Annotated in this window: 13 protein-coding genes and 1 other annotated feature; of the genes, 5 read left to right on the forward strand and 8 right to left on the reverse strand. The window is 62.7% G+C overall.

What is annotated here, in order from left to right:
- Positions 1–30: 30 nt before the first annotated feature.
- Genes tssM through D3260_RS14650 form a run of 3 tightly spaced genes read left to right on the forward strand, consistent with a single transcriptional unit; the run spans position 31 to position 5844 of the window.
- On the forward strand, positions 31–3984 hold the full coding sequence (gene tssM, locus D3260_RS14640) for a type VI secretion system membrane subunit TssM (protein ID WP_120099376.1): 3954 nt from the start codon (positions 31–33) through the stop codon (positions 3982–3984).
- Entirely contained in the window at positions 3981–4970 is a 990-nt protein-coding gene (tagF, locus tag D3260_RS14645) for a type VI secretion system-associated protein TagF (RefSeq protein WP_120099352.1), read from the forward strand. The genes tssM and tagF overlap by 4 nt, the downstream gene beginning before the upstream one ends.
- Before the next feature lies 1 nt (position 4971).
- Entirely contained in the window at positions 4972–5844 is an 873-nt protein-coding gene (locus D3260_RS14650; protein WP_199671531.1) for an OmpA family protein, read from the forward strand.
- Between the two features lie 105 nt (positions 5845–5949).
- Here D3260_RS14650 and tssA read toward each other — a convergent pair whose 3' ends face one another.
- Positions 5950–7137 carry a type VI secretion system protein TssA gene (tssA, locus tag D3260_RS14655; RefSeq protein WP_120099353.1) on the reverse strand — a complete coding sequence of 396 codons (1188 nt, stop codon included), beginning with the start codon at positions 7135–7137 and terminating at the stop codon, positions 5950–5952.
- Between the two features lie 200 nt (positions 7138–7337).
- On the opposite strand from tssA, the gene D3260_RS14660 reads away from it, so the two are divergent.
- Positions 7338–7748: a DUF2628 domain-containing protein gene (locus D3260_RS14660; protein ID WP_120099354.1), complete on the forward strand. Its 411-nt coding sequence runs from the start codon at positions 7338–7340 to the stop codon at positions 7746–7748.
- An 876-nt stretch (positions 7749–8624) separates the two neighbouring features.
- On the opposite strand, the gene D3260_RS14665 is transcribed toward D3260_RS14660, so the two are convergent.
- The 3 genes from D3260_RS14665 to D3260_RS14670 all read right to left on the reverse strand — a co-directional run bounded on the left by D3260_RS14665 (position 8625) and on the right by D3260_RS14670 (position 11093).
- Complete coding sequence (locus D3260_RS14665; RefSeq protein WP_147418218.1) at positions 8625–9584, reverse strand: hypothetical protein; 960 nt, start codon at positions 9582–9584, stop codon at positions 8625–8627.
- A gap of 13 nt (positions 9585–9597) precedes the next feature.
- On the reverse strand, positions 9598–9753 hold the full coding sequence (locus tag D3260_RS17550) for a hypothetical protein (protein WP_158583559.1): 156 nt from the start codon (positions 9751–9753) through the stop codon (positions 9598–9600).
- A 121-nt stretch (positions 9754–9874) separates the two neighbouring features.
- Positions 9875–11093 (reverse strand): IS3 family transposase gene (locus tag D3260_RS14670; protein WP_120099356.1). Its coding sequence is split into 2 segments (ribosomal slippage): positions 9875–10805 and positions 10804–11093, totalling 1221 coding nucleotides; the frame shifts between segments, so codons are not numbered across the junction.
- Positions 10700–10815: a sequence feature (AL1L pseudoknot), on the reverse strand. Its footprint overlaps the gene before it by 116 nt.
- A gap of 19 nt (positions 11094–11112) precedes the next feature.
- Between D3260_RS14670 and D3260_RS14675 the strand changes: the two genes are divergently transcribed.
- Positions 11113–11901 carry a transposase gene (locus tag D3260_RS14675; RefSeq protein ID WP_199671532.1) on the forward strand — a complete coding sequence of 263 codons (789 nt, stop codon included), beginning with the start codon at positions 11113–11115 and terminating at the stop codon, positions 11899–11901.
- 113 nt (positions 11902–12014) lie between these two features.
- Here the strand turns inward: D3260_RS14675 and D3260_RS14680 are convergent, their stop codons facing one another.
- Genes D3260_RS14680 through D3260_RS14695 form a run of 4 tightly spaced genes read right to left on the reverse strand, consistent with a single transcriptional unit; the run spans position 12015 to position 19868 of the window.
- Positions 12015–12959 (reverse strand): DUF6708 domain-containing protein, encoded by a 945-nt coding sequence (locus D3260_RS14680; RefSeq protein ID WP_147418219.1) that lies wholly within the window; start codon positions 12957–12959, stop codon positions 12015–12017.
- Between the two features lie 2 nt (positions 12960–12961).
- The gene (locus D3260_RS17555) at positions 12962–16111 is read right to left on the reverse strand and encodes a T6SS effector BTH_I2691 family protein (protein WP_120099358.1); all 3150 of its coding nucleotides are present in this window, start codon (positions 16109–16111) and stop codon (positions 12962–12964) included.
- Positions 16108–17064 (reverse strand): hypothetical protein, encoded by a 957-nt coding sequence (locus D3260_RS18000; RefSeq protein WP_305000224.1) that lies wholly within the window; start codon positions 17062–17064, stop codon positions 16108–16110. The genes D3260_RS17555 and D3260_RS18000 overlap by 4 nt, the downstream gene beginning before the upstream one ends.
- Positions 17064–19868 carry a type VI secretion system Vgr family protein gene (locus tag D3260_RS14695; protein WP_120099360.1) on the reverse strand — a complete coding sequence of 935 codons (2805 nt, stop codon included), beginning with the start codon at positions 19866–19868 and terminating at the stop codon, positions 17064–17066. Before D3260_RS14695 ends, D3260_RS18000 begins: the two co-directional genes overlap by 1 nt.
- Positions 19869–20029: the final 161 nt, after the last annotated feature.

The following is a 20029-nucleotide window of genomic DNA, read 5'->3' on the forward strand; positions in this document are numbered from 1 at the left end:
TGCGGCCATGACAAGAGCAGAAGAATGGCGATGACACGCTTCAAGGCCTTCATCACGGATCGACGCACGCTGATCGCGATCGGCTTGATCGCGCTGTTGCTTTTCGTCCTGCTGGTTGCCGATACCTGGCGCACGGCGCTGCTGCTGATCGAAACGCTCGTCCTGCTCGGGTTCGCGATCTGGGGCGGACTCTGGCTCTGGCGGCGGCGCCAGGGCAACAAGGGTGGCGATCGGATGAGCGACATGCTCAACGAGCAGGCCGCCGACAACGCCGGCGAGGCCGATGACAGCCGCCGCGCCGAGATCGCCGAGTTGCGCGACGGCATGCGCGAAGCGGTCCGCACGATCAAATCGTCGAAGATCGGCCATACCTCCGGGCGGGCTGCGCTCTACGAGCTGCCCTGGTACATGATCATCGGCAACCCGGCCGCCGGGAAAAGCACAGCGATCCTGAATTCCGGGCTCCAGTTCCCGCTCGAGGACGAGCCCGGCCGGGGCCGGGCGATCCGCGGCATCGGCGGCACTCGCAACTGCGACTGGTTCTTCACCACCGAGGGCATTCTGCTCGATACCGCCGGCCGGTTCTCCGTGCACAGCGAAGATCGGGTGGAATGGCTCGGCTTTCTCGACCTGCTGAAGAAGAACCGTCCCAAAGCACCGCTCAACGGTATTCTGATCGCCTGCAGCGTCGCTGACCTGACCGAGCGCGGCCCGGAATTCGCCATCGATCTGGCCAAGCAGCTGCGCCAGCGAGTCCAGGAGATCACCGAACGCCTGGAGATCTTCGCGCCGGTCTATGTCGTGTTCACCAAGGCCGACCTGGTTTCGGGCTTCAGCGAATTCTTCGCCGAAGCCGATGCCGCCGAGCGTTCGCGTGTCTGGGGCGCCACGATGCGCTACGACATCCAGGGCAATGAAGCGGCCGTGGCCTCTTTCGACGAGCGCTTCGATGAACTGCATCGCGGGCTGCAGGAAATGAGCCTGGCCCAGATGAGCATGCGGCGCGGCCAGAAGATGCCGCCCGGCGTATTCACGTTCCCGCTCGAATTCGCCGCGATCAAGCCCGCCGCGCGTGCGTTGATCGCCACACTGTTCGAGGAAAACCCCTACCAGTTCAATCCGGTCTTCCGCGGGTTCTATCTGACCAGCGCCCTGCAGGAAGGCCAGCCCATCGAGCGCTCGGGTGCCGAGATCGCACGCCGCTTCGGCCTGTCCGACAGCGAAGAGCCGGCGCGGGTGGGCGAAGGCGTATCCGGCTTTTTCATATCCGATCTGTTTCGGCGGGTCGTCTTTGCCGACAGCGGCCTGGTCCGACAGTACAACAGCCCCACCAAGATCCGGACTCGCTATGCTCTGTTCTTCGCCAGCGTGGCGGTCCTCGGGCTGCTGTTCGCCGGCTGGACGTGGTCGTATTCGCGCAACCGCGCCCTGCTCGCCGATGTCAGCCAGGACATGCAGCAGGCTGTGGCCATCCAGAACAATCAGGTGGATCTGGAATCCCGCTTTGACGCGCTGACCATCCTGCAGAAACGCATCCAGCAGCTCGAAGGCTACCAGGCCGACCAGCCGCTGACGCTGAGCCTGGGCCTGTACCAGGGCGATGCGATGCTCGCCAAGCTCAAGCAGGAGTACTACCACGGCCTGCAGACGCTGATGCTGCAGCCGGTCAAGCAGAATCTGGAAACCTTCCTGGCCAAGGTCAACAACAACGCCGGCGATCTCAAGCGCAGCACGCCGGCCGCCGCCGCCCAGGAAACCGATGAAAGCGCGGGCACCTATGAGCAGGCCGACCCCACCGACGTCAAGGATGCCTATAACGCGCTGAAGACCTATCTCATGCTGGCCGACAAGTCGCATGTCGATGTGAAGCATCTCTACGACCAGCTCACCCGGTTCTGGCGGGGCTGGCTCGAATCCAATCGCGGCGGCATGCCGCGCGAGAAGATGATTCGCGACGCCGAACAGGTGATCTCGTTCTATCTCGCCCACGTCAACGACGCAAGCTGGCCACTGATTCAGGACAAGCTGACGCTGGTCTCGGAAACCCGCCAGCATCTGCGCCAGGTCATGGCCGGACTGCCGGCCGAGCAGCGTGTCTATGCCGAAATCAAGGCACGCGCCTCGACACGTTTCCCGCCGGTCACGGTCGAGAGCATGCTGAACCGCAACGCCGAAGCGAACCAGGACAGCGATACAGCCGGCGCCGGCCAATCGGGCGACGGCGCCATCCAGGGCAGTTATGCCGTGTCCGGGACGTTCTCGCGCCAGGCCTGGAACGAGTACATCAAGGGCGCCATCAAGAAAGCGGCGACCGAGGAATTGCAGACCGATGACTGGGTGCTGCGTTCGTCACAGAGCGACGACCTGACCCTGCAGGGCAGCCCCAAGCAGATCGAACAACATCTGCTGGGCCAGTACAAGCAGGAATACGCCGCCGAATGGCGCAAGTTCATCCAGGGCCTGACGGTCGCCGATTTCAGCGACTTCCGTGATGCACTCGCCCAGATGGAAACGCTCGGCAACCCCGAGTCCTCGCCGATCCGTCGGATTCTGACCGGCATCTATCTCCAGACCTCTTGGGATAACCCGAGCCAGGCCAAGCAGCAGGCCGAGTCCAAGATGCAGGACAGCGGCATTGTGGCCTGGTTCAAGCGCGTGATCCTCCGGCGCACCCCGCACCAGGTCAATCGTGCGGCCTACTACGTCGATACCGATCAGATCCAGGCCGTGGCCCACGATGGCAACGGGAACAAGAACCAGCCGGTCCAAGGCGAACTGGCCGCTCATTTCTCCGGCATCGCACAGCTGGTCCGCCAGAACGATGGCGACTCCATTCTGACGGGCTATCTGAAATCCCTGGGCGATGTCCGCACCGCCCTGAACCAGATTCAGAACCAGGGCCAGACCGGTCCGGGTGCCGCCAAACTGATGCGCGACACCCTGAACGGCGATGGCTCGGCTCTCGGCCAGTCGCTCCAGTACGTCGAGCAACAGATGCTGCCCGCCCTGCCGGATCAGCAGCGCGAAGTCGTACGGCCGATTCTGGTGCGCCCGCTGGTCCAGACCTTTGCCGCGCTCGTCGAGCCCACCGAACGCGAGATCAACCGCCAGTGGCAGGCCAGCGTCTACAAGCCGTATCGACAGACACTGGCCGGCAAGTACCCGTTCGCGCCGAAGGCCAGCGTGGAAGCCGCCAACAACGAAATCGCTCAGATCTTCGGCCCGGACGGCAGCATCGCGCGCTTTGCCGACGACAATCTGAAGGGCCTGGTGATTCAGCGCGGCGACACCATCACACCGCGCACCTGGGCCGACATCGGCGTGAGCCTGACGCCCGCCTTCACCCAGCATTTCCCGCAGTGGGTCTCGAGCCTCGGTTCCCAGGGCATGCCGACAAGCCCCGAGAACAAGAGCGGACAGCCACGAACTGTCTTCCAGATTCAGCCCACGCCGGCGCCGGGCGCGCGCGAATACACCATCGTGCTCGATGGCCAGAAGCTTACCTATCGCAATACGCCGCCACAGTGGTCGAACTTCATCTGGCCCAATCCGAGCGGCGATCCGGGCGTGAGCATCAGCGCGACGACCTTCGACGGCCGGACCGTTCAGCTCATCGACTTCCCCGGTCATTACGGACTGCGCAAGCTCGTGCAATCGGCCGCGCGCGAACGCGAAGGCGACAATGTCTTCAAACTGTCCTGGAGCGAGGGCAACCTCACGGTTTCCGTCAATCTGCGGATCATCAGCAACCCGGCCAGCGACAAGCAGAACGCCGGCGTCGCCGCACTCCACCTGCCCAGCAACATCATGGGCGCCGATGCCACGCACGGCGCGATCGACGCCGATGCGGGCACGGCGTCATCCGAGGCGAGCACCGCACCGACACAACAGACCGGGGCCGATAACAGTCCGCAACCGTCGCCGGATTCGTCCGATACGTCCGAGGAGGGCGCGGCACAGATCACGAACGGGCAAGCGTCATGAGCCAGCGCTCGGCCGCCCATCTCGTCTACTTCGGCAAGGTGCCCTCACGCGGCGATTTCGTGCGCACGGACCACAATCATCGTCTGCTGTCGGCCATCGACGACTGGCTGACGCAGACGATGGAACTGTTCACCGCCGATGCCCGCTGGAAGATCACCTACGACGCCGCCCGGCCACATCATTTCGCCCTGCTCGGATCGCGCCGGGGCATCGCGGTCGCCGGCCACCTGATCAACAGCCACGATCAGTCGGGGCGCCGTTTTCCGTTCATCACCGCGAGCGCAATCGGCGTGGACGAACCCCTGCAGTTCGCTGCCCGCGCGCCGCTGGCGCTCTCGCGTCTCTGGGCGCGCACGCAGGCTTTCAGCCAGCGTGTCGTCGATACCCCGAACGACAGCACGCCCGAACTGGCACGCGTTAACGAGGCCAGCGTACCCGTGGAGGTGGATCCGGCCACGTATACGGCCCAGTTCCGCGATTTTCTGGAAATCCAGACGCTGGCCTCGCTGGAGCGCACGCTGCGGGATTCCGGTCACGAAGTACGGCTGCAGCATCTGCTCCCGGCACTCGGCGGGCTGTTACAACCCGTGCTCGTCAGCGGCCGCGACTATCTGAACCGCGGTCTGGTGCTGCCCCTGCCGGACGACCCGATGTATCGCTTCCCGGTGGCCGCGCTCTGGATGGATCTGATCACGCCGTTCATGGCGCGTGCCGATCTCGAGATGGCTGTTTTCATCAGCGCGGTCGATCATGCGGCCGAAATGATGATCGGCTTCGAACGCACACCGGAACACACGCTGCACGCCGCACTCGATCCGGCGATCAGTTCGCAGCGCAATATCCGGCTCTTCGACCCGGAATGGATCACGGACCAGCCGCCGTCACAGGATTACGACTTGAAGAAACTCGATACGTATCTCGCGCAATCCAGCGGCTCCCTGCGTCTGGCGCGAGACATGTTTCGCGAAGTCTTTCTCGGAGAATGACGTGATACGCATCGCGCTCAAACAACATCTTGCCGGCGCCGCACTGTTCGGCATGCTGGCGTTGGCCGCCAGCGGCCCGGTTGCCGCACAGACCGATTCGGGAAATACCCCCGATGCTGCCGCGCCCGGCGCCCGGGTTTCCGGCGCCGCGCCGTCCAACCAGGTCGTGGTCACCGGCGTGGTGCCCGATCAAGCCACCAAGGCCGCCGTACTGGAGCGGCTGCGCGCGCTCTACGGGAAGGAGCGCGTCATCGACGAGGTCACGGTCGGCAATGTCGTGGCGCCGCCCAACTGGTCGACTTACCTGTCGAGGATGCTGGTGCCCGATCTGACCGACGTGTCACGCGGTCGCCTCGTCATCAACGGCAACAGCGCCACCATCGAGGGCGACGTGGGCAACGAAGCACAGCGCCAGACCGTCGTCAGCAACATGGCCAAGCAGCTCAATCCGAGTTACTCGATCGAGAACAACCTGGCCGTCGGCTCGTCCAAGCAGGAAATTCTCGATAAGGCACTCGCCAATCGCACCATCACCTTCGAGACCGGCAGCGCGGAACTGACCGATAACGGGCGACAGATCGTCAACGAAATGGCCGCCGCGCTCAAGAAACTCGACGGGCGCACTGTCGAGATCATCGGCCACACCGACAACAACGGGGCACGCCAGGCCAATCTCGCCCTCAGCGAGGCACGCGCCCAGTCCGTGAAACAGGCGTTGGTCGCCAAGGGCATTGATGCGGATTCGCTGATCACCCTCGGTGCCGGCGAGCAGCGACCGATCGCCAGTAACGAAACGCCCGAAGGCCGGGCCCGAAATCGCCGTATCGAATTCCGTATCCAGGGCCAGAGCGCCGAATCAACCGACAACGACTGATCGGCGCACTTCGGCCGCCGGAGCACCACACCCCCTACGGCTCAGCGAGACACACGGGCGATGTGCGGGCCGGGACAAGCCGGCCGCCTCGTCCGCGCCGACGTATTACTGATACATCTCGCCGTCGAAATCGTCATCGCTGGCCGACTCGCCCCCGCCACTTTGACGACGCTGCCGCGACAGACCGAGCAATTCTTCGACGTGAGAGAGTTCACCGTCGTCTCGAATCACCGAGCGCAGCCAGGCGTGTAACGGCATGTCGCCCCACTTGGCCGCCGTCTCGGCCATATAGGCCACCGGACTGTGCGGCTCATTCCGCCGAAAGTAATCGGCGACCTGGCGCAACTGCGACAGGGCCTGGGCCCGGGAACGAATCGGCCCGCTGGCCTGCGGTTGCGGCTCGGCTGCGGATGGCGCCGTCGCGGCGATCGCCTCGTCTGAAATGGTAGCCGTGTTGATCGGCGCATCGCCGTCATCCGAGGCTGCCTGCTCGGTACCGCCGACCGACTCGGCGTCGGCGCTGGTGTCGACCCCCACATCTTCGGCCGAACGCTTGATCAGACCGTGGATATCGAGCGCCGTCTCGCGCAGGTTGCCGAACGACGGCGCTTCGCCGCCGAGCTTTTCGTCCAGCGTCCGATCCAGCTGACCGATCGCCGCCAGACACTCGTCGAGATCATGCAGAGTCTGGCGATAGAACGCAGCCGGCGTATCGCGACGAGCGGTCTCGTACTGGGCGAGACGCCCGCCGCCGTTATGTGCATCGCCCCAGACATCATCCTCACTGTCATCCCGGGCATGGGTGGCCGCATGGCGAGCCGAGGCCAGATCCGCAGCCGAAAACGCGCCCGCCGACGACTGCGTGATCGCCTGCTGACGCATCAGCGGGATAGACGTCTCGATCAGTCGCCCGACGTTGTTGATGCGTGCTTCTTCATCCCCCGTCTCGTCCGGCTGCGGATGCAGGCCGTCCCAATCCGTGGCGCAAAGCTGTGCAAACAACTGATAGGCATCCGACAGCCCGGCGAAACCGTGGAGATGTGCCCAGGCCTCGGTCAGCCAGACGCACACACGAATGTCCTTCGTCTTGTTTTCCAGCAGCTCGGTGCACAGACGCGCGACCCGCGGCCAGTCGGCCGATTTGAGCTCGGTCACCCATTCGCCCTGTTCCAGGCTCGGATCATCCGCGCGACGCGCCTCGATGATCGAATCGAATTCCGGCGATAACGACATATCCTCGCCACACGGATCATCGTCGGAAATCGCCTCGCAAAGCCGAGCCAGATTGGTCATATGCGCACCGCTTCAGAATATAAAAACAATAATGCCATATACCGTCACTTTACGGCGGCCATGCAAGATCAAAAATGTGGTAAAAAAACGGCAAGACAGAGACAGAATCCATTGTGGCCAAAAGGCTTGCGCCACACAAATTCAACACATCTGCTTATTTCGCCGCACCGCTTTGAATCACCACCGACCGAGGACGAACCATGAAAGTCTTTGATATTTATGCGCACCCCGTCAAAAGCCCGCAGGCTGTCAAACAGGGCTTTTCATGGCCGGCCATGTTCTTTGGCGTATTCTGGCTCGCTTATAAAATGATGTGGAAATGGCTCGCCATCATTGGCGGTATCATTATCGTACTGAGCATTCTGAGCACCGTGCTGCCGAGCACGCAGCAAGCGCAGATCGCCACCGACCTGGTATGCAACCTGATCACGCTGGGGCTATGGATTCTCGTCGGCTTTCGCGGCAACGACTGGTATCGCGAGACGATGGCCACCAGAGGCTTCACGAAAAAGGGCACTTTCGAGGCCGAGTCCAAGGACGATGCACTGGCCAAGGCCTTTCAATCCTCGGACGATGACGATTCGTCATCCACGCATCATCTGGAAGCCTGAAACAGGCTGGCTTATATAACGGGCACGCGGAGCACGCGTTGCGTTGGGATGCAGCGCGTGCCGCCTACCGCTGTACCACGCCGCAAAAAGCCCATCGTCCACACCAGGCGAGGGCGCGCGCCTGCTCGGCACGCTCACGCAGCCATTGGGCTCAGGTCTCTCATCGCAAGATTCAGCCCGATTTACTGGCTCGCACGATCCGGCCCACCGTCGAGGAATGCAGCAGCTCGAAGTAGTCTGCAATCTGCCTGTCGCCGTGTCCGCCCCGCTCGCGTGGTACGCCACAATCGCCTCATCGCACGCAGAGTGTCTTCGGGCCATAACGTCTATTGGTGGCGGCGGCGTGCGTCGCTGGATCTTCGGGATATTGACGTCGTTCTGAACATTGGCGTGCCTCAGGCGACGGGTGAGGAAATCGTCACCGCCAAGAAACATCTGGGCCTGCAAGTCGAGCCAGATCGACGCCGCGTCAATGCCGTCGAAAATAAAAGTTTGTATCGTGGATGTGCGACACAACGACGCTTTCCGAACACGGCCAACAGCCCGTCCGTTGCCGACCACGCGAAGTTACGTGATACAACGCGCCAGAAAACCCGGCTTGAGTGGCTCAGGCCATGCGCCCGAAATAGTTCGTTTGGGCGGCCAAGCAACCAATGCCCGTTGGCTAGCCTGATCCCATTGACCTTTCGACGTGCCGAACGGCCAAATCCGCTCCGAAGATAAAGTCAGACCCAGGCGGCGAGTGGACCGTTGTCGAGGAGTTCGGCAATGAGCCTGACCGGCATGCGACTGTCTTGGGATTGCGTCTGACCCGGCGTACATCGACGCCAGGTCGCGCTGCGTCGAGCCGCCGAGCTCTATCAAGTGGCGAATGTGTTACTGGATAGTTTCTGCTTCGGCTCGTCTCTTTAGCGATGCCGCCCAGCTTTCGCGCAGCTCATCACTCAATTCCTGGCCTTGCGCATTGAGCAAAGCTTCGATTTCGTCAATCCCCAGCGGCGCCCCACCGGCGGCATCAAGCACGTCCTGCGGAAACGGGCTGGGCGGCGCATCGAAATCGGGTACGCACCCGACTGAAACCGTCGGCCCATCTTCTTCCATATAACGGCGGATGTATTCCCACAGTTCCAGCAACGGCTCGGCATCGATGTCGGTGATTTCTCCAACCCGGTGGTAATCCTTGAATTTCGTCGGATCGTCGGCCTCTCCCATGACGATATTCAGGTCGCGCTGCACGATATAACTGACGGCGGTGCCGCCTCTCGCAACATAAGTGCGCGCCTGGACCTGACGATCCCAAGAATAGGTTCGGAGATAGCTCTTCGGTTTCAATTGACGGACATTCAGAAAACCACGGCGCACGAAATGTCGAACGGTGACGGTACGATCCCGTCGATTGAACATCACCGGACACTCGACAGCGGGCCAGATCGCCAATCTAATCATCATCCAAGTCGCCGATAAAGCAAATAATAGAACGGGCAAACCCATTGGGATGATTAAAAAGGCACCTGCGAGCAAAAACATCACGGTAACAATTAACAGACCAGCGCTAACAAAACCCAAAAAAACGGCAACGGCGACGACCCATTCCGTGGGCGCAGACTCTTTACCGCCCTCAATTTCTATGGCATTCGGATAGACGCGGTGGATCGCTCCCCATGCGATAGGCTGCGTATGGACCCTCTGCTTGTGGTCGGCCATCACATATTCCGGCTTCATGGCCAACACCTTGAGCCTGACCGGATTATATTTATTAGTGTGCTTTTTACCGAACCAGAAAAACGGTTCTTTTGCGTTATGCGATCGGATAAGTATTGCCGGGTCTTGGCGCATGATCTGTAGCACTCTAGTTTAGGGCGTTGTCTTGTAGCGAAAACACATGCTGAATGAACGGCTGGGTGTCGTCGCTATCCGCGTAAATGGTGACCGCGGCCTTGGCTGAGACAAAGACATCGCGATTCAGGGAGACCAACTGCATCACACTGCCGTCGTCGATCTGCAAGGAGCGGCGGTAAGTGTGGTCAACCCGGCCCGGATCACCGCTTTGCTCAGAGCGAGCTCAGTCGGAACAATACCGACAAGGGTGAATCACCCCGGTTTTCCCGGAGGCTTGTGGGTCTGGGTCACGCCGCCTTGGCGGACTCGGAAAGTGTGGCATAGAAGTGTTCTTCAGCCTCGGACGGCGGGATATCGCCGAGGGGGCCGAGAAGGCGTTGACGGTTGAACCAGTCGACCCAGTCCAGGGTAGCGAACTCGACCGCTTCGAGATCGCGCCATGGCCCGTTGCGACGGATGACTTCGGTCTTGAACAACCCGATCACCGTCTCGGCCAACGCCTTGTCGTACGAGCTGCCGACACGCCCGACCGAGGGCGTGATCCCGAGATCAGCCAGTCGGTCGCTGTATCGAATCGACAGATATTGAACGCCGCGGTCAGTATGTTGAATCAAGCCTTTGGCCGGTTGGCGATCATGAATGGCTTGCTCGAGCGCATCGAGCACAAGATTTGTGTTGGGTGCGTTGGACGCGCGCCAGCCGACGATCCGACTCGCGAACGCGTCGATCACGAAGGCGACGTAGACAAATCCGCGCCATGTCGCAACGTAGGTAAAATCCGCCACCCAGAGTTGGTTGGGCGCGTGCGCCGTAAAGTCGCGACGCACGTGATCCTCGGGCGCGGCCTGACACGCGTCGGATTGGGTCGTGCGCGGCGCACGACCGCGGGTGACACCGTGCAAGCCCATGTCCCGCATCAGACGCTTAACCGTGCAACGAGCAACGTGCCATTGGTCTCGCTGCAGCTGGCGCCAGACCTTGCGCGCCCCGTAAACGCATTTGTTGGCGTTCCAGGTCTGCTGGATGGCGCCGCGGATCTCGGCATCACGTTTCTGGCGGGCCGATCGGCGGCTGGGCTCAGAGGCTTGCCGCTTGGCTTCGTGGTACGTCGACGGTGCGATCGGCAACACCGAGCAGATCGGCTCGACACCGTAAACGTCGCGGTGATGGTCGATGAAGTCGATCATCACTTGCCTCGGCGGTCGAGGCCCTATGGGCAAAATACGCCGAGGCCTTGCGCAGGATCTCGTTGGCGCGCTTGAGCTCGCGGTTCTCGTGCTCAAGCGCCTTGACGCGTTCGCGCTCTTCGGTGGTCTGGCCATCGCGTAGGCCGCGGTCGCGTTCGGCCTGGCGAACCCAGCTGCGCAGCGTCTCCGGCGTACAACCGAACTTGCCGGCGATCGAGCCGATCGCCGCCCACTGTGACGCGTAGTCGCCCTGATGCTCGAACACCATCCGAACCGCGCGCTGACGGACCTCCGGGGAATAACGTCTGCTCTGTTTCATCGCTCCAGTCTCTCAAGAGTTGGAACCTCCGACGAAACCGGGGCGATTCAAGGGCGAGGCCAAGTTACTTGCGAAGCTCGCCCAGCGAGCCGATCTGGATATCTGGCAGCCACCGAGCCTCGCGGTTCGCGAACTTCGGTCGTTGGTGGATCGACTTCAGGCGTTAATCGACATGCGCCAGCAAGAAATCAACCGGATCGAAGCACTCATCAACCAGGGCACGCCCTCGAACGTGACGGCGATGGTCGAAGAGCACGTGGCCTGGCTCAACGAGCAGATCGCCCGGATCCAGTCCGATATCGACGACCACATCGACGGCCATCCGGAACTCAAACAGGACGCCGATCTGATGCGCAGCATCCCGGGTATCGGCAGACGCGCCTCTGCCCAGTTTCTGGCCTACATCGGCGATGTGCGTCGGTTCAAGAGCGCGAAGGCGCTGGCCGCCTTCGTTGGCGTCACGCCGAAGCAAAAGCAATCCGGCACCTCGATTAATGGCCGAACCACGATCTCGCGAGCCGGGCACACCGCCGCCCGAAAATCACTCTATATGCCGGGCATGGTAGCCAAGCGCCACAATCCGGTCATCATCGCGCTGGCGAAGCGACTAGAAAAGCGAGGCTTAGCGCCGAAGGCGATCGTGGGCGCGAGCATGCGAAAGCTCGTGCATTTGATCTACGGCGTGATCAAATCGGGACAACCGTTTAAGGCTGAGATACCGCTTGCCGGGCTTGAAATCCAAGAGGGTATCTGGCCCTATGCTGCGCTTCGGCGACCCACGTCAGCGTGTCTTCGAGAGGCTCGGTGAGGTACGGATCAATCAGCTGCTCAGGCGGTGCGGCATGGGCAGCTCAAGCCTGCCCTCACTCAATGGCGAGCCGGTACGGATCAGCCTGCGACGCGGAGCAAACCACCCAGCTTTTATACCGGCTCTCCAGAACGCGATTCAGCTTCGATATCGGCGGGCCAGCGGGGTTCCGGCGCAAACTTTGTGGCGATGTAATGCCCGAAGACCATCGGAATGAATAAAGGCATCAACGGCAGTATGAGAATGTGGATCAGCGACCAGAAGGGGCCGATCTTGGCTCGGTACTCTCGCCCCGCTTCCGTCCAGTCGATAAAGGCGAACCAGTAGACGAAGCTTTGATGCAGGCTCACGATCTGCTTGCGTGGCTTATAGGAGGGCACGGCATCCACCCCTTCATTCATGTAGGCGCGCACATAACCCCATATGCGGTGCAGCTCGGCGGTGGTCCATAAACCGCCCTTGAGCGTAAAACGATCCACCACTTCATTCGTGCCGGGTTTACAGCTGGCCAGGTCCAGTCCGTAACGCACCATCACGACACGCCCGGTCGACCCGACTTGTTTCGTAATTTCAGCTTCGATCGTCTGCCAGTCGAAAACCTTGGTCACGGGGCGCCAGCGGCCGAATGGATTGTGGTTATGCTTGAAACTATAAACGTAAACTTTACCCGTATGGCGATTAAAACGTACAGGTTCGTCGGCGGGTAACGCCAAGTCCAGCCGGAGCGGGAGTATCGCAAGTACCGGTAATAACGGTGCCATCAACCAAATAACTAGCGCGCTTAACATGAAGGTGTCGCCGGGCCCTACCATGACGTTCGGCGGCCATATCACATATATACCGACAAGAAAGAATACAAAACCGATGATGCTAACTACTATTCCAATCCCTCGCATACGGTTTTCGGCCCGCGAGAGTTCGAGATATTGGTCGGACAGAAGATTGAGATCACCGTACAACGCCGGCTTTTCACGATCGGTATCGACAGGTTCAGACCTATCCGGCAGATCTTCTTCCCAGAAGCGATTCTTCGGCGTGAGTTTGGGCGCTTGAGACATGATCAATCCTGCGTCAGACGGATTTGCGCTTGGGCACTTTGATCGGCCTTGTCGCGCCAATAGGTGGCCTCGAGACGGGCGTTCTGGAACCGCTCGGTATCTACCTGTACCGAGGCGTGAATCACGCGCGCGTTTTCATGATCGCTCTGCTCTTGCTGCATATCTTCAAACCACCCGCGGGTATCTTCGATTATCGCATCGTCGGGAAGCGCGGACATCTGGGGCATCGGCCGCTCCACCCCATGGCGACCGGCGAGAATCCGCTGGAACCAACGCCCATCACTTTGTTGCAGGCTCAGCGTCCATTCGTAGGCGCTGCGGTCAGGATCGAAGTGTCCAAGTATTAGCTTCATACCCACAGTATCGCAGTCGGTGAGGACCGAGCGCATACCCAGATAATCGTTATTAAAGCCAACCTCACCACTCAGTCCGACCAGAATCGCGTTGAACTGGGCGAGTTCTCGATTGATGTCTTGATCGGTCCACTTGCCTTCGGTGCGCTCGCCTAAGCCGAAGTAACAGCGATCCAGCCAGATTTCAGCTTGTGTGTCTTCTGCGTTGGCGGCGGCCCAAGCCAAAATTGCACCCGCTGCGACTAGCACAATCGCCCAACCGAATGGGCCTAGTAAAGTCGTTACGCCGGTAAGCCAAGCGTATCCTCCAACGAGGGTCCCAGCGCCAAACACAAAACCCGAGCCGGTATACAACAATGCCGCGTCCGTATCGCCTGTCGCACCTGTTCGCCACGCCGCCATGAACGACCGCACACCATCAACCGCTGACGCAGCAACAGCAAAACCACCGCCAACTCGAATCAGCAAATCCGCCGCGGCCTCTCTACCAAGTGCCTTTGCCCCAGCACCGACAAGTTCCATCCCCGCACCGGTGGCCCCGATCGTCGCAGAACTCAATGCCGCCCAGGCCTCCTTGTGCTCGCGCCCGACCGTCTCGTCCAGCTGCTTGAGATTGTCGCGTAGTGCCCAGCCCTGCAGGGCAGCCGCGCCGGCGGCGACGATAACGTTGCCGCTGCCCGCCACGCGCAGGGCCTTGCCGCCGATCTCCTTGCTGGCCTGAGCCAGCCGGGCGGCCGGTATGCGTAGGTCGTCGATGGCCTGGGCGGCCCGGGCGTTGAGGCTGACGCCCGTCACACGGATGCGCCCGAGCAAGTCGCCTACGGCACTCGCCGCGCGATTGCCGACTCGATTGGCCTGGTTGATCGCATGACGCAAATCATCAGCGCTGTCGGTCGTCCAGAGTACGACATCGACAATCCGGTTGCGCACCGCGGCATTATCGATGAGCAGAATGCCGCCCACGGCCATGGAGCGTACCGTGCGTTCACCGCGTTTGAGCGTCTGCGTCACGGCCTGTCGCATCGGGTCGAAAGCGAACCCGTTGAGCATCTCGTAGTAGTCGCCCACGCGCATGCGGACACGAATACCCGTCATCTCAGTGCGCGCAAACGCGAGCACGGCCGTCTGCTGGGCATTGAGACTAAGCTGATGGGCACGCTCGGACAGCAACTCGCCCAGCCGGCTCACCGCGCCGTGAAGCGCTTGCTGGATATCGGCGACGGCCTGCTGGGTAGGTTCGCCCAGGTGTTGCTGGAATCCGTCGGATTGGGCCAGGCTCTTGGCCGTGTTGTAGAGCGTGGTGGTGCCGTTGACACTACCGTCCGCCGACGGCGTGAAAGCCGCCATCAGGTCCGGGTGATCGCCGAACAGCGCGCGATAGACGGGATTCGTTTCGGCGTCCGAGGCGCTCGCCAGCCATTGCTGCCAACAGGCATGACTTTCTTCATCGGTCGGCCCGCCCGCGATACAGGGGGCCATGGTGCGGATCAAGGCGCTCCGGGAGGCCGGTAAACTGGGCTCGAAATCACCGAAACGATCGATCCAGTCGCGCTGCCCGGCCCAACGCGCCCAGTCGGCACCGCAGTCGTCAATCTGTGTCTGAAACGCGTCCAGCGTGCGCTGGTATTCCTGTGCAAAGTGAGCGCGTGCGTCTTCGTCATAACGGGCCGCCAGCCGAGACCAGCGGTGGGCGGCATCTTCGGCCGCACGCTCCTCCCGCGTGGACCACACCATCATCGACTCGCGTTTGCGATCAGGCTCGTCGGCATGGGCCGCGGTGGCCTGGGCCTCGACGAACGCTTTCAAGCCCACGATCGACTGAGACACGATATGCGGGCGCGCGTTGTTTGCCTGATAGCGGGCGCGGTTGGCGACAACGGTTAAACGCGAGGCGTTCATTTCAGCCACCATGCCCACCGGGTCATGCAGAGCAAACGCAGCCACGCGAGTCTGGCCGTCGGCGGCCTGTGTGTAATGCGCCGCACTTTCTTCGATGGCCTCGACTTCGCCACTACGCTCTTCGTTGCCGAACAGGCTCTGCCAGCGACGTGTGGCCGATTCGCTCTGCGACGTGCGCGGCGTGTTCTGGATACGCTGGCGCCGTGCGATCGGCCCGGCCGGAGCCTGGGCGAACTCTTCGACCAGCTGGGACAGCGCACCCGCGTTCTGACTGGGCGGCTGGGCGATCTCGAACGCATCCGGATGGCTGCTGGGATCGCCGCTCAGCGCGGCACAATCGATCTGTTGCATCCGGGAGGCGGGCTCCTGTTCGTACTGGTCCCGAACGCTTTTCGGCCAGGGGTGATCGCTGAAGGCGATATAGATCGTCGGCGTGGCTTCAGGATCCTTGACGTGGATGAAGCTGGCCGGAATGTTATGACCATCGCGCTTGCATCGCGCGGATACGCTATCGCCTGTCTTGTGGTCGATATCGTCCGGATCCGGCATCAGTCGCAGGTGGCCGTCTTGATTGACCGCATAGACCTGCCACACGCCGGGCGTGCCCAGATAGACCTGCACGAACCCTTCGCGCAGCGTTCTGAGCGTGTATTTGTGGGCGTTGAGGGGCTTGTCGGTGACGCCTTCCCCCAGCTGCGAATGGCCGCCGAGGATGTCATCGGGCCGGGCGTCCAGCGCCTTCGGGATGACGGCATAGCGCAGTGGCAGAATCGGCAGACCCTGGCGCTCGCAAAACGGGCAGTCGCCGTTCGTGCTGGCCGCACAGGCCCGGGCCGCCTGCGCGTTTTGCTGCAGTTGCTGCGCCATGTCGTTGGCGGGTGCGGTCGTGGTGTCGCTCATGCGAACGCTCCCTTGCGATGAATGGGGTCGGCTCCGCCGCTCTGGGCCACCCGTGTTTGATGCTGCGCACTCAGCAATTCCAGCGCTTTCGCCAGGCGCTGTTCGTTGCGGGCGGCGCTGGCGATAGCAGACCGGATGGCGCCGGGTGCATCCCATCCCGGCCCGAACGACAGACTATTGAGTACGTAGAAGATCCGGTCTTCAGGATCATTCAATCCGTGAGCTTCTGCCTCGCCCAGATAATTCGATAGCGTTATTTCTGGGCGAGCCGGAGCTGCAATGCCCGCTTTGCGCATCGCAATCAACAACCGGCGCATTTCGGGAATGCGGGCCTGGTGGACCGCGTCGCCTCGCGTGTAGGGCAGCCGCTTCGCATGAGCGCTTCTATCGCGCGCGCTATGCCATGCCAATAGCTCGCCGCCGCCATTGACGGTCAACCAAGCATCTATTTCGCCGAGCCATGCATCTCGTCGCGCGGGGTCTTCAGTGTCGTCAAGATACAGGGCTAGACGCAGCGGTTCGTATAAGGCCGTGACGCGCTGTTTACCTTGCGCGTCGCGCTGAACCAGGCGTCGCGCCAAGCTTTGCGCAAGCGCTTGCGCCGGCGCATTGCTTTGCAGAAAAGCGGCGACATAATTCCCATGGATGCTCACGGGGGCCGATAGATTATCGACCAGGCGGCGAATGATGTCTTCGCAGCGCCGCAAGGGCTGGTCAGCCGTGTTGATGCGAACAAGATGGGGGCACAAATCCGGCTTATGCTTGAGATCGGCTCGAGGTACGCATACGGCGTCCGCGTACAACCCCTCCGACAGCCGCGGCAGTGCAATCGGGTCTTCGAGCGCTCGGGCAAAGCGTTTGTCGACAAACGCATAAATGGCACCCGAGGGCGCACGCGCCTCCCATTCACTTAGGTGCGTCCAAATCGAATCCGTCGAAGCACGGCTCACCATCACGCCTTCCACTCGCATTCAGACAGCGGCGAAGCCGGCAGGCGCGGCGCATCCGGTGTTCCACTCGCCGGCCCGGTCAGAATCTTCTGTGCGGCGTGGAAGGTCACGGCCCCCGGCGCGGTCAGGGTGATATTGCCGCCCTCGATGGTCAGGCCCGCGCCCCCGGCCGACAGCAGGATACGTTGTGGCGAACTGACGTTGACGCTGGCCTCGGTGCTGGCGACGGTGACATCCTGTTCGGCCGCGAAGGTGGCCTGGCCCGCCTGGGCCTGGGCGCTGACCGGGCCGGTGGCGGCATGGATATGGATGCCGATTTCCGGGTTGGGCTTGTCCGCCGCCGGGGTCTGGCCCTGGGTATACAGCCGCAGGCCGCGCGCGACGGCCACGCTGGTGTCGTTCTGGGTCAGCAGGTTGATGTCGTTGGCCGTCAGGCTCTGGGTATGGCCGGCCGAGACGATGTGGTCGGCCGGGGTGACGGCGGCGATGCCGGCCGGGGCCGAGAGGATGAGGTCCGGACGCGACCAGGCCGGCGCGTCGCCGGCGCCGCCCTGGGTGGTCTTGATGGCGGCGGCGTCGGCTGCGGTGTCGGTGCCGGTGCCGCGCGCGGTCTGGCCGGCCGCGTCGTGACTGTCGGCCAGCGCGTTGATGGCGGCGCGGTCGGGGGTCTTGTCGTCGCCTGCGACGATCGCTTGTTGTTGGTCGGCTGCCTCGGACAGGGCCTTGGTGAGCTGATGGGCTTCGGACAGGCCGGCGATGGCACCGTCCGCACTGAGCTGTTGGCGGCCGGGCTCGGTGGTCAGCAACAGGCCCTGGCCGGCGCGGACGGCGCCCGTGGCCCGGGTGGCCAGCTCGGCACCGTGGCCACGGTCGGTTTCACGGGCCGCGTCGCGTTGGTGCTTGATATGGCCCAGCGCCAACCGGGTGGCGTATTGCGTGGTCGAGAGTTCGGTGCGCAGCTGGCCCGGCGTGTCGTCGAAGACGAGCTGATTGAAGCCGCCGGTGCCCTGCCCGCTGGTCGACAGCGCCTGGGTCTTGATGCCGGACAGGACCGCCGGATGGGCATAGGCGCCGGCCTCGCCCGCGAACCAGGCCGGGGCATTGGCTGTGGTGGCACCGACGGCGCCGCTGGTCTGGTTGTGTTGCCCATCGACGGCGCCCTGCCCGTTGTAGAGCGCGCCGGTGACGACGGGCCGGTCGATATCGCCTTCCAGGAAGGTGATGATGACTTCCTGGCCGACACGCGGGATGAAGTGACTGCCCCAGTTGGCCCCGGCGATCGGGGTGGCCACCCGCACCCAGGTGCCGGCGGCATCGGTTGCCGGGGCGTTGTCGGCCGCGCTGGGGTGGGCCTGACGGTTGTGGGCCTTGGTACCCCGCTGCCAGTGAAACTGCACCTTGATGCGATGATCGCGGTCGGTATGAACCGGCGTGCCCGGCGCGCCGACGACGATGGCGGTCTGCATGGCCGGGGCGGTGGGCTTGGGATGCAGCCGATGGCCGTGGCCGTCGCGCTGGACGGCCCGATAGACGGTATCGACGGGGATGGCGGTGAAGTGGTTGTGATAGAAACCGCTCGGGTTCGGGTCGTCGGGCTTTCGCGGCGCACGGGCATTGTCTGCGTCGCGGGTGTGCTGCCCCCACTGGGTATCGACCAGCGCCCGCGGGCGCACGGGTGCCCTGTGTTCGACGCCGCCGAGTTCGCGTTCGGCCCGCGCGAAGATTTCGGCGGACAGGTTGTTGCGTATGCGGTGATGGACCGTCAGGCAGAGTGCCGGGTAGTCGGCCACCGGATGCTGGATCAGCACGAACCGCTGGCCTGGGGCCTGTTGCCGCCAGCTGCCCTCGCCGCGATAGCGGGTCTGCTCGGCCCGGTAGGCCTCGGCCTGTCGATCGGCCAGGCGCTGGCCGTCGCTGCGCGTGGGATAGGCGTATTGGCCGGGCACGTCCACGGCGTCCGTACGAATCGGGGTCTCGGCATCCGACGCGGCCGACACCGAACGGGTCTGGCGCGTGCGGTAGTCCCAGCTGGCCAGCACGACATTCGGCGCGTGGCGGCTCTCGCTGACACGCCACTGCTGGATGCTGTCCTCGGCTTCCGTGGCATCGGCCCGGTGAAACCGCACGGGCACCGGGTCGGCGGGTTCGAAGGCCTTGTTGTGATCCGCGATCACCAGACGATGTTCGCCAAGGTTTTCGGCCGACGGCGCCCCCTGGTGTTCGAACCAGAAATACAGCCCCTGGCTCAGCAGAAGCCGCCGCAGGAAGGCCAGGTCGGTCTCACCGTACTGGACGGTGAGACTGCGCCGCGGATAGACCGCCGTATCGGCCAGATCCCATCGCCATGCCGGTACCAGCCGGCCCTGGCCGACATAATCGGCGAATACGGACTCGACGATCTCGACGAGCGTGGCGTCCTGGAAGATGAAACTGTCGGTGCGATAGTCGAGAAACGCCAGCCACGGCTCGACCACGAGCCGATAGCGCGCCGCACCCTGGTTGGAACCAAGCCGTTCGAAGGCCGTGACATGGCCGTGCCACGGACGCAGCTCGGTGCGCGATTCGGCCGTCATCAATTCCAGCAGCACCGGCTGGCCCAGCAGGTCGTCGAGGGCAATATCCGCGTCGGGAGACAGGGCCGTGATCTCGAACCGATAACCCGCGCCCCCGGCAATGCGTTCTTCGCCTTCGACGGTTTCCGGAATCAGGCGATCCGGACCCAACGGCGTATGCAGACGCAGCAGCCGGCGCCCCTGGCCGAGGCCCGGCGCCAATGTCGAGAGCAGTTCGTGCAGCGATTCCATCATCTCGCGCCTGCAATACGCACGTGACCAGACATCGAAACGGCCATGCGATGGCGCTTACCGCGCGGGTATAGACAACGCGCAGTCGGTGCCTCGGTTTCACCATAGCGCGCCCGCGGCGCCGGCGCATGCCAGCCGGATCGCCGGGCCGACCGGTTCACGCC

It is taken from the genome of Salinisphaera sp. Q1T1-3, from assembly GCF_003602005.1.
GTDB lineage: Bacteria > Pseudomonadota > Gammaproteobacteria > Nevskiales > Salinisphaeraceae > Salinisphaera.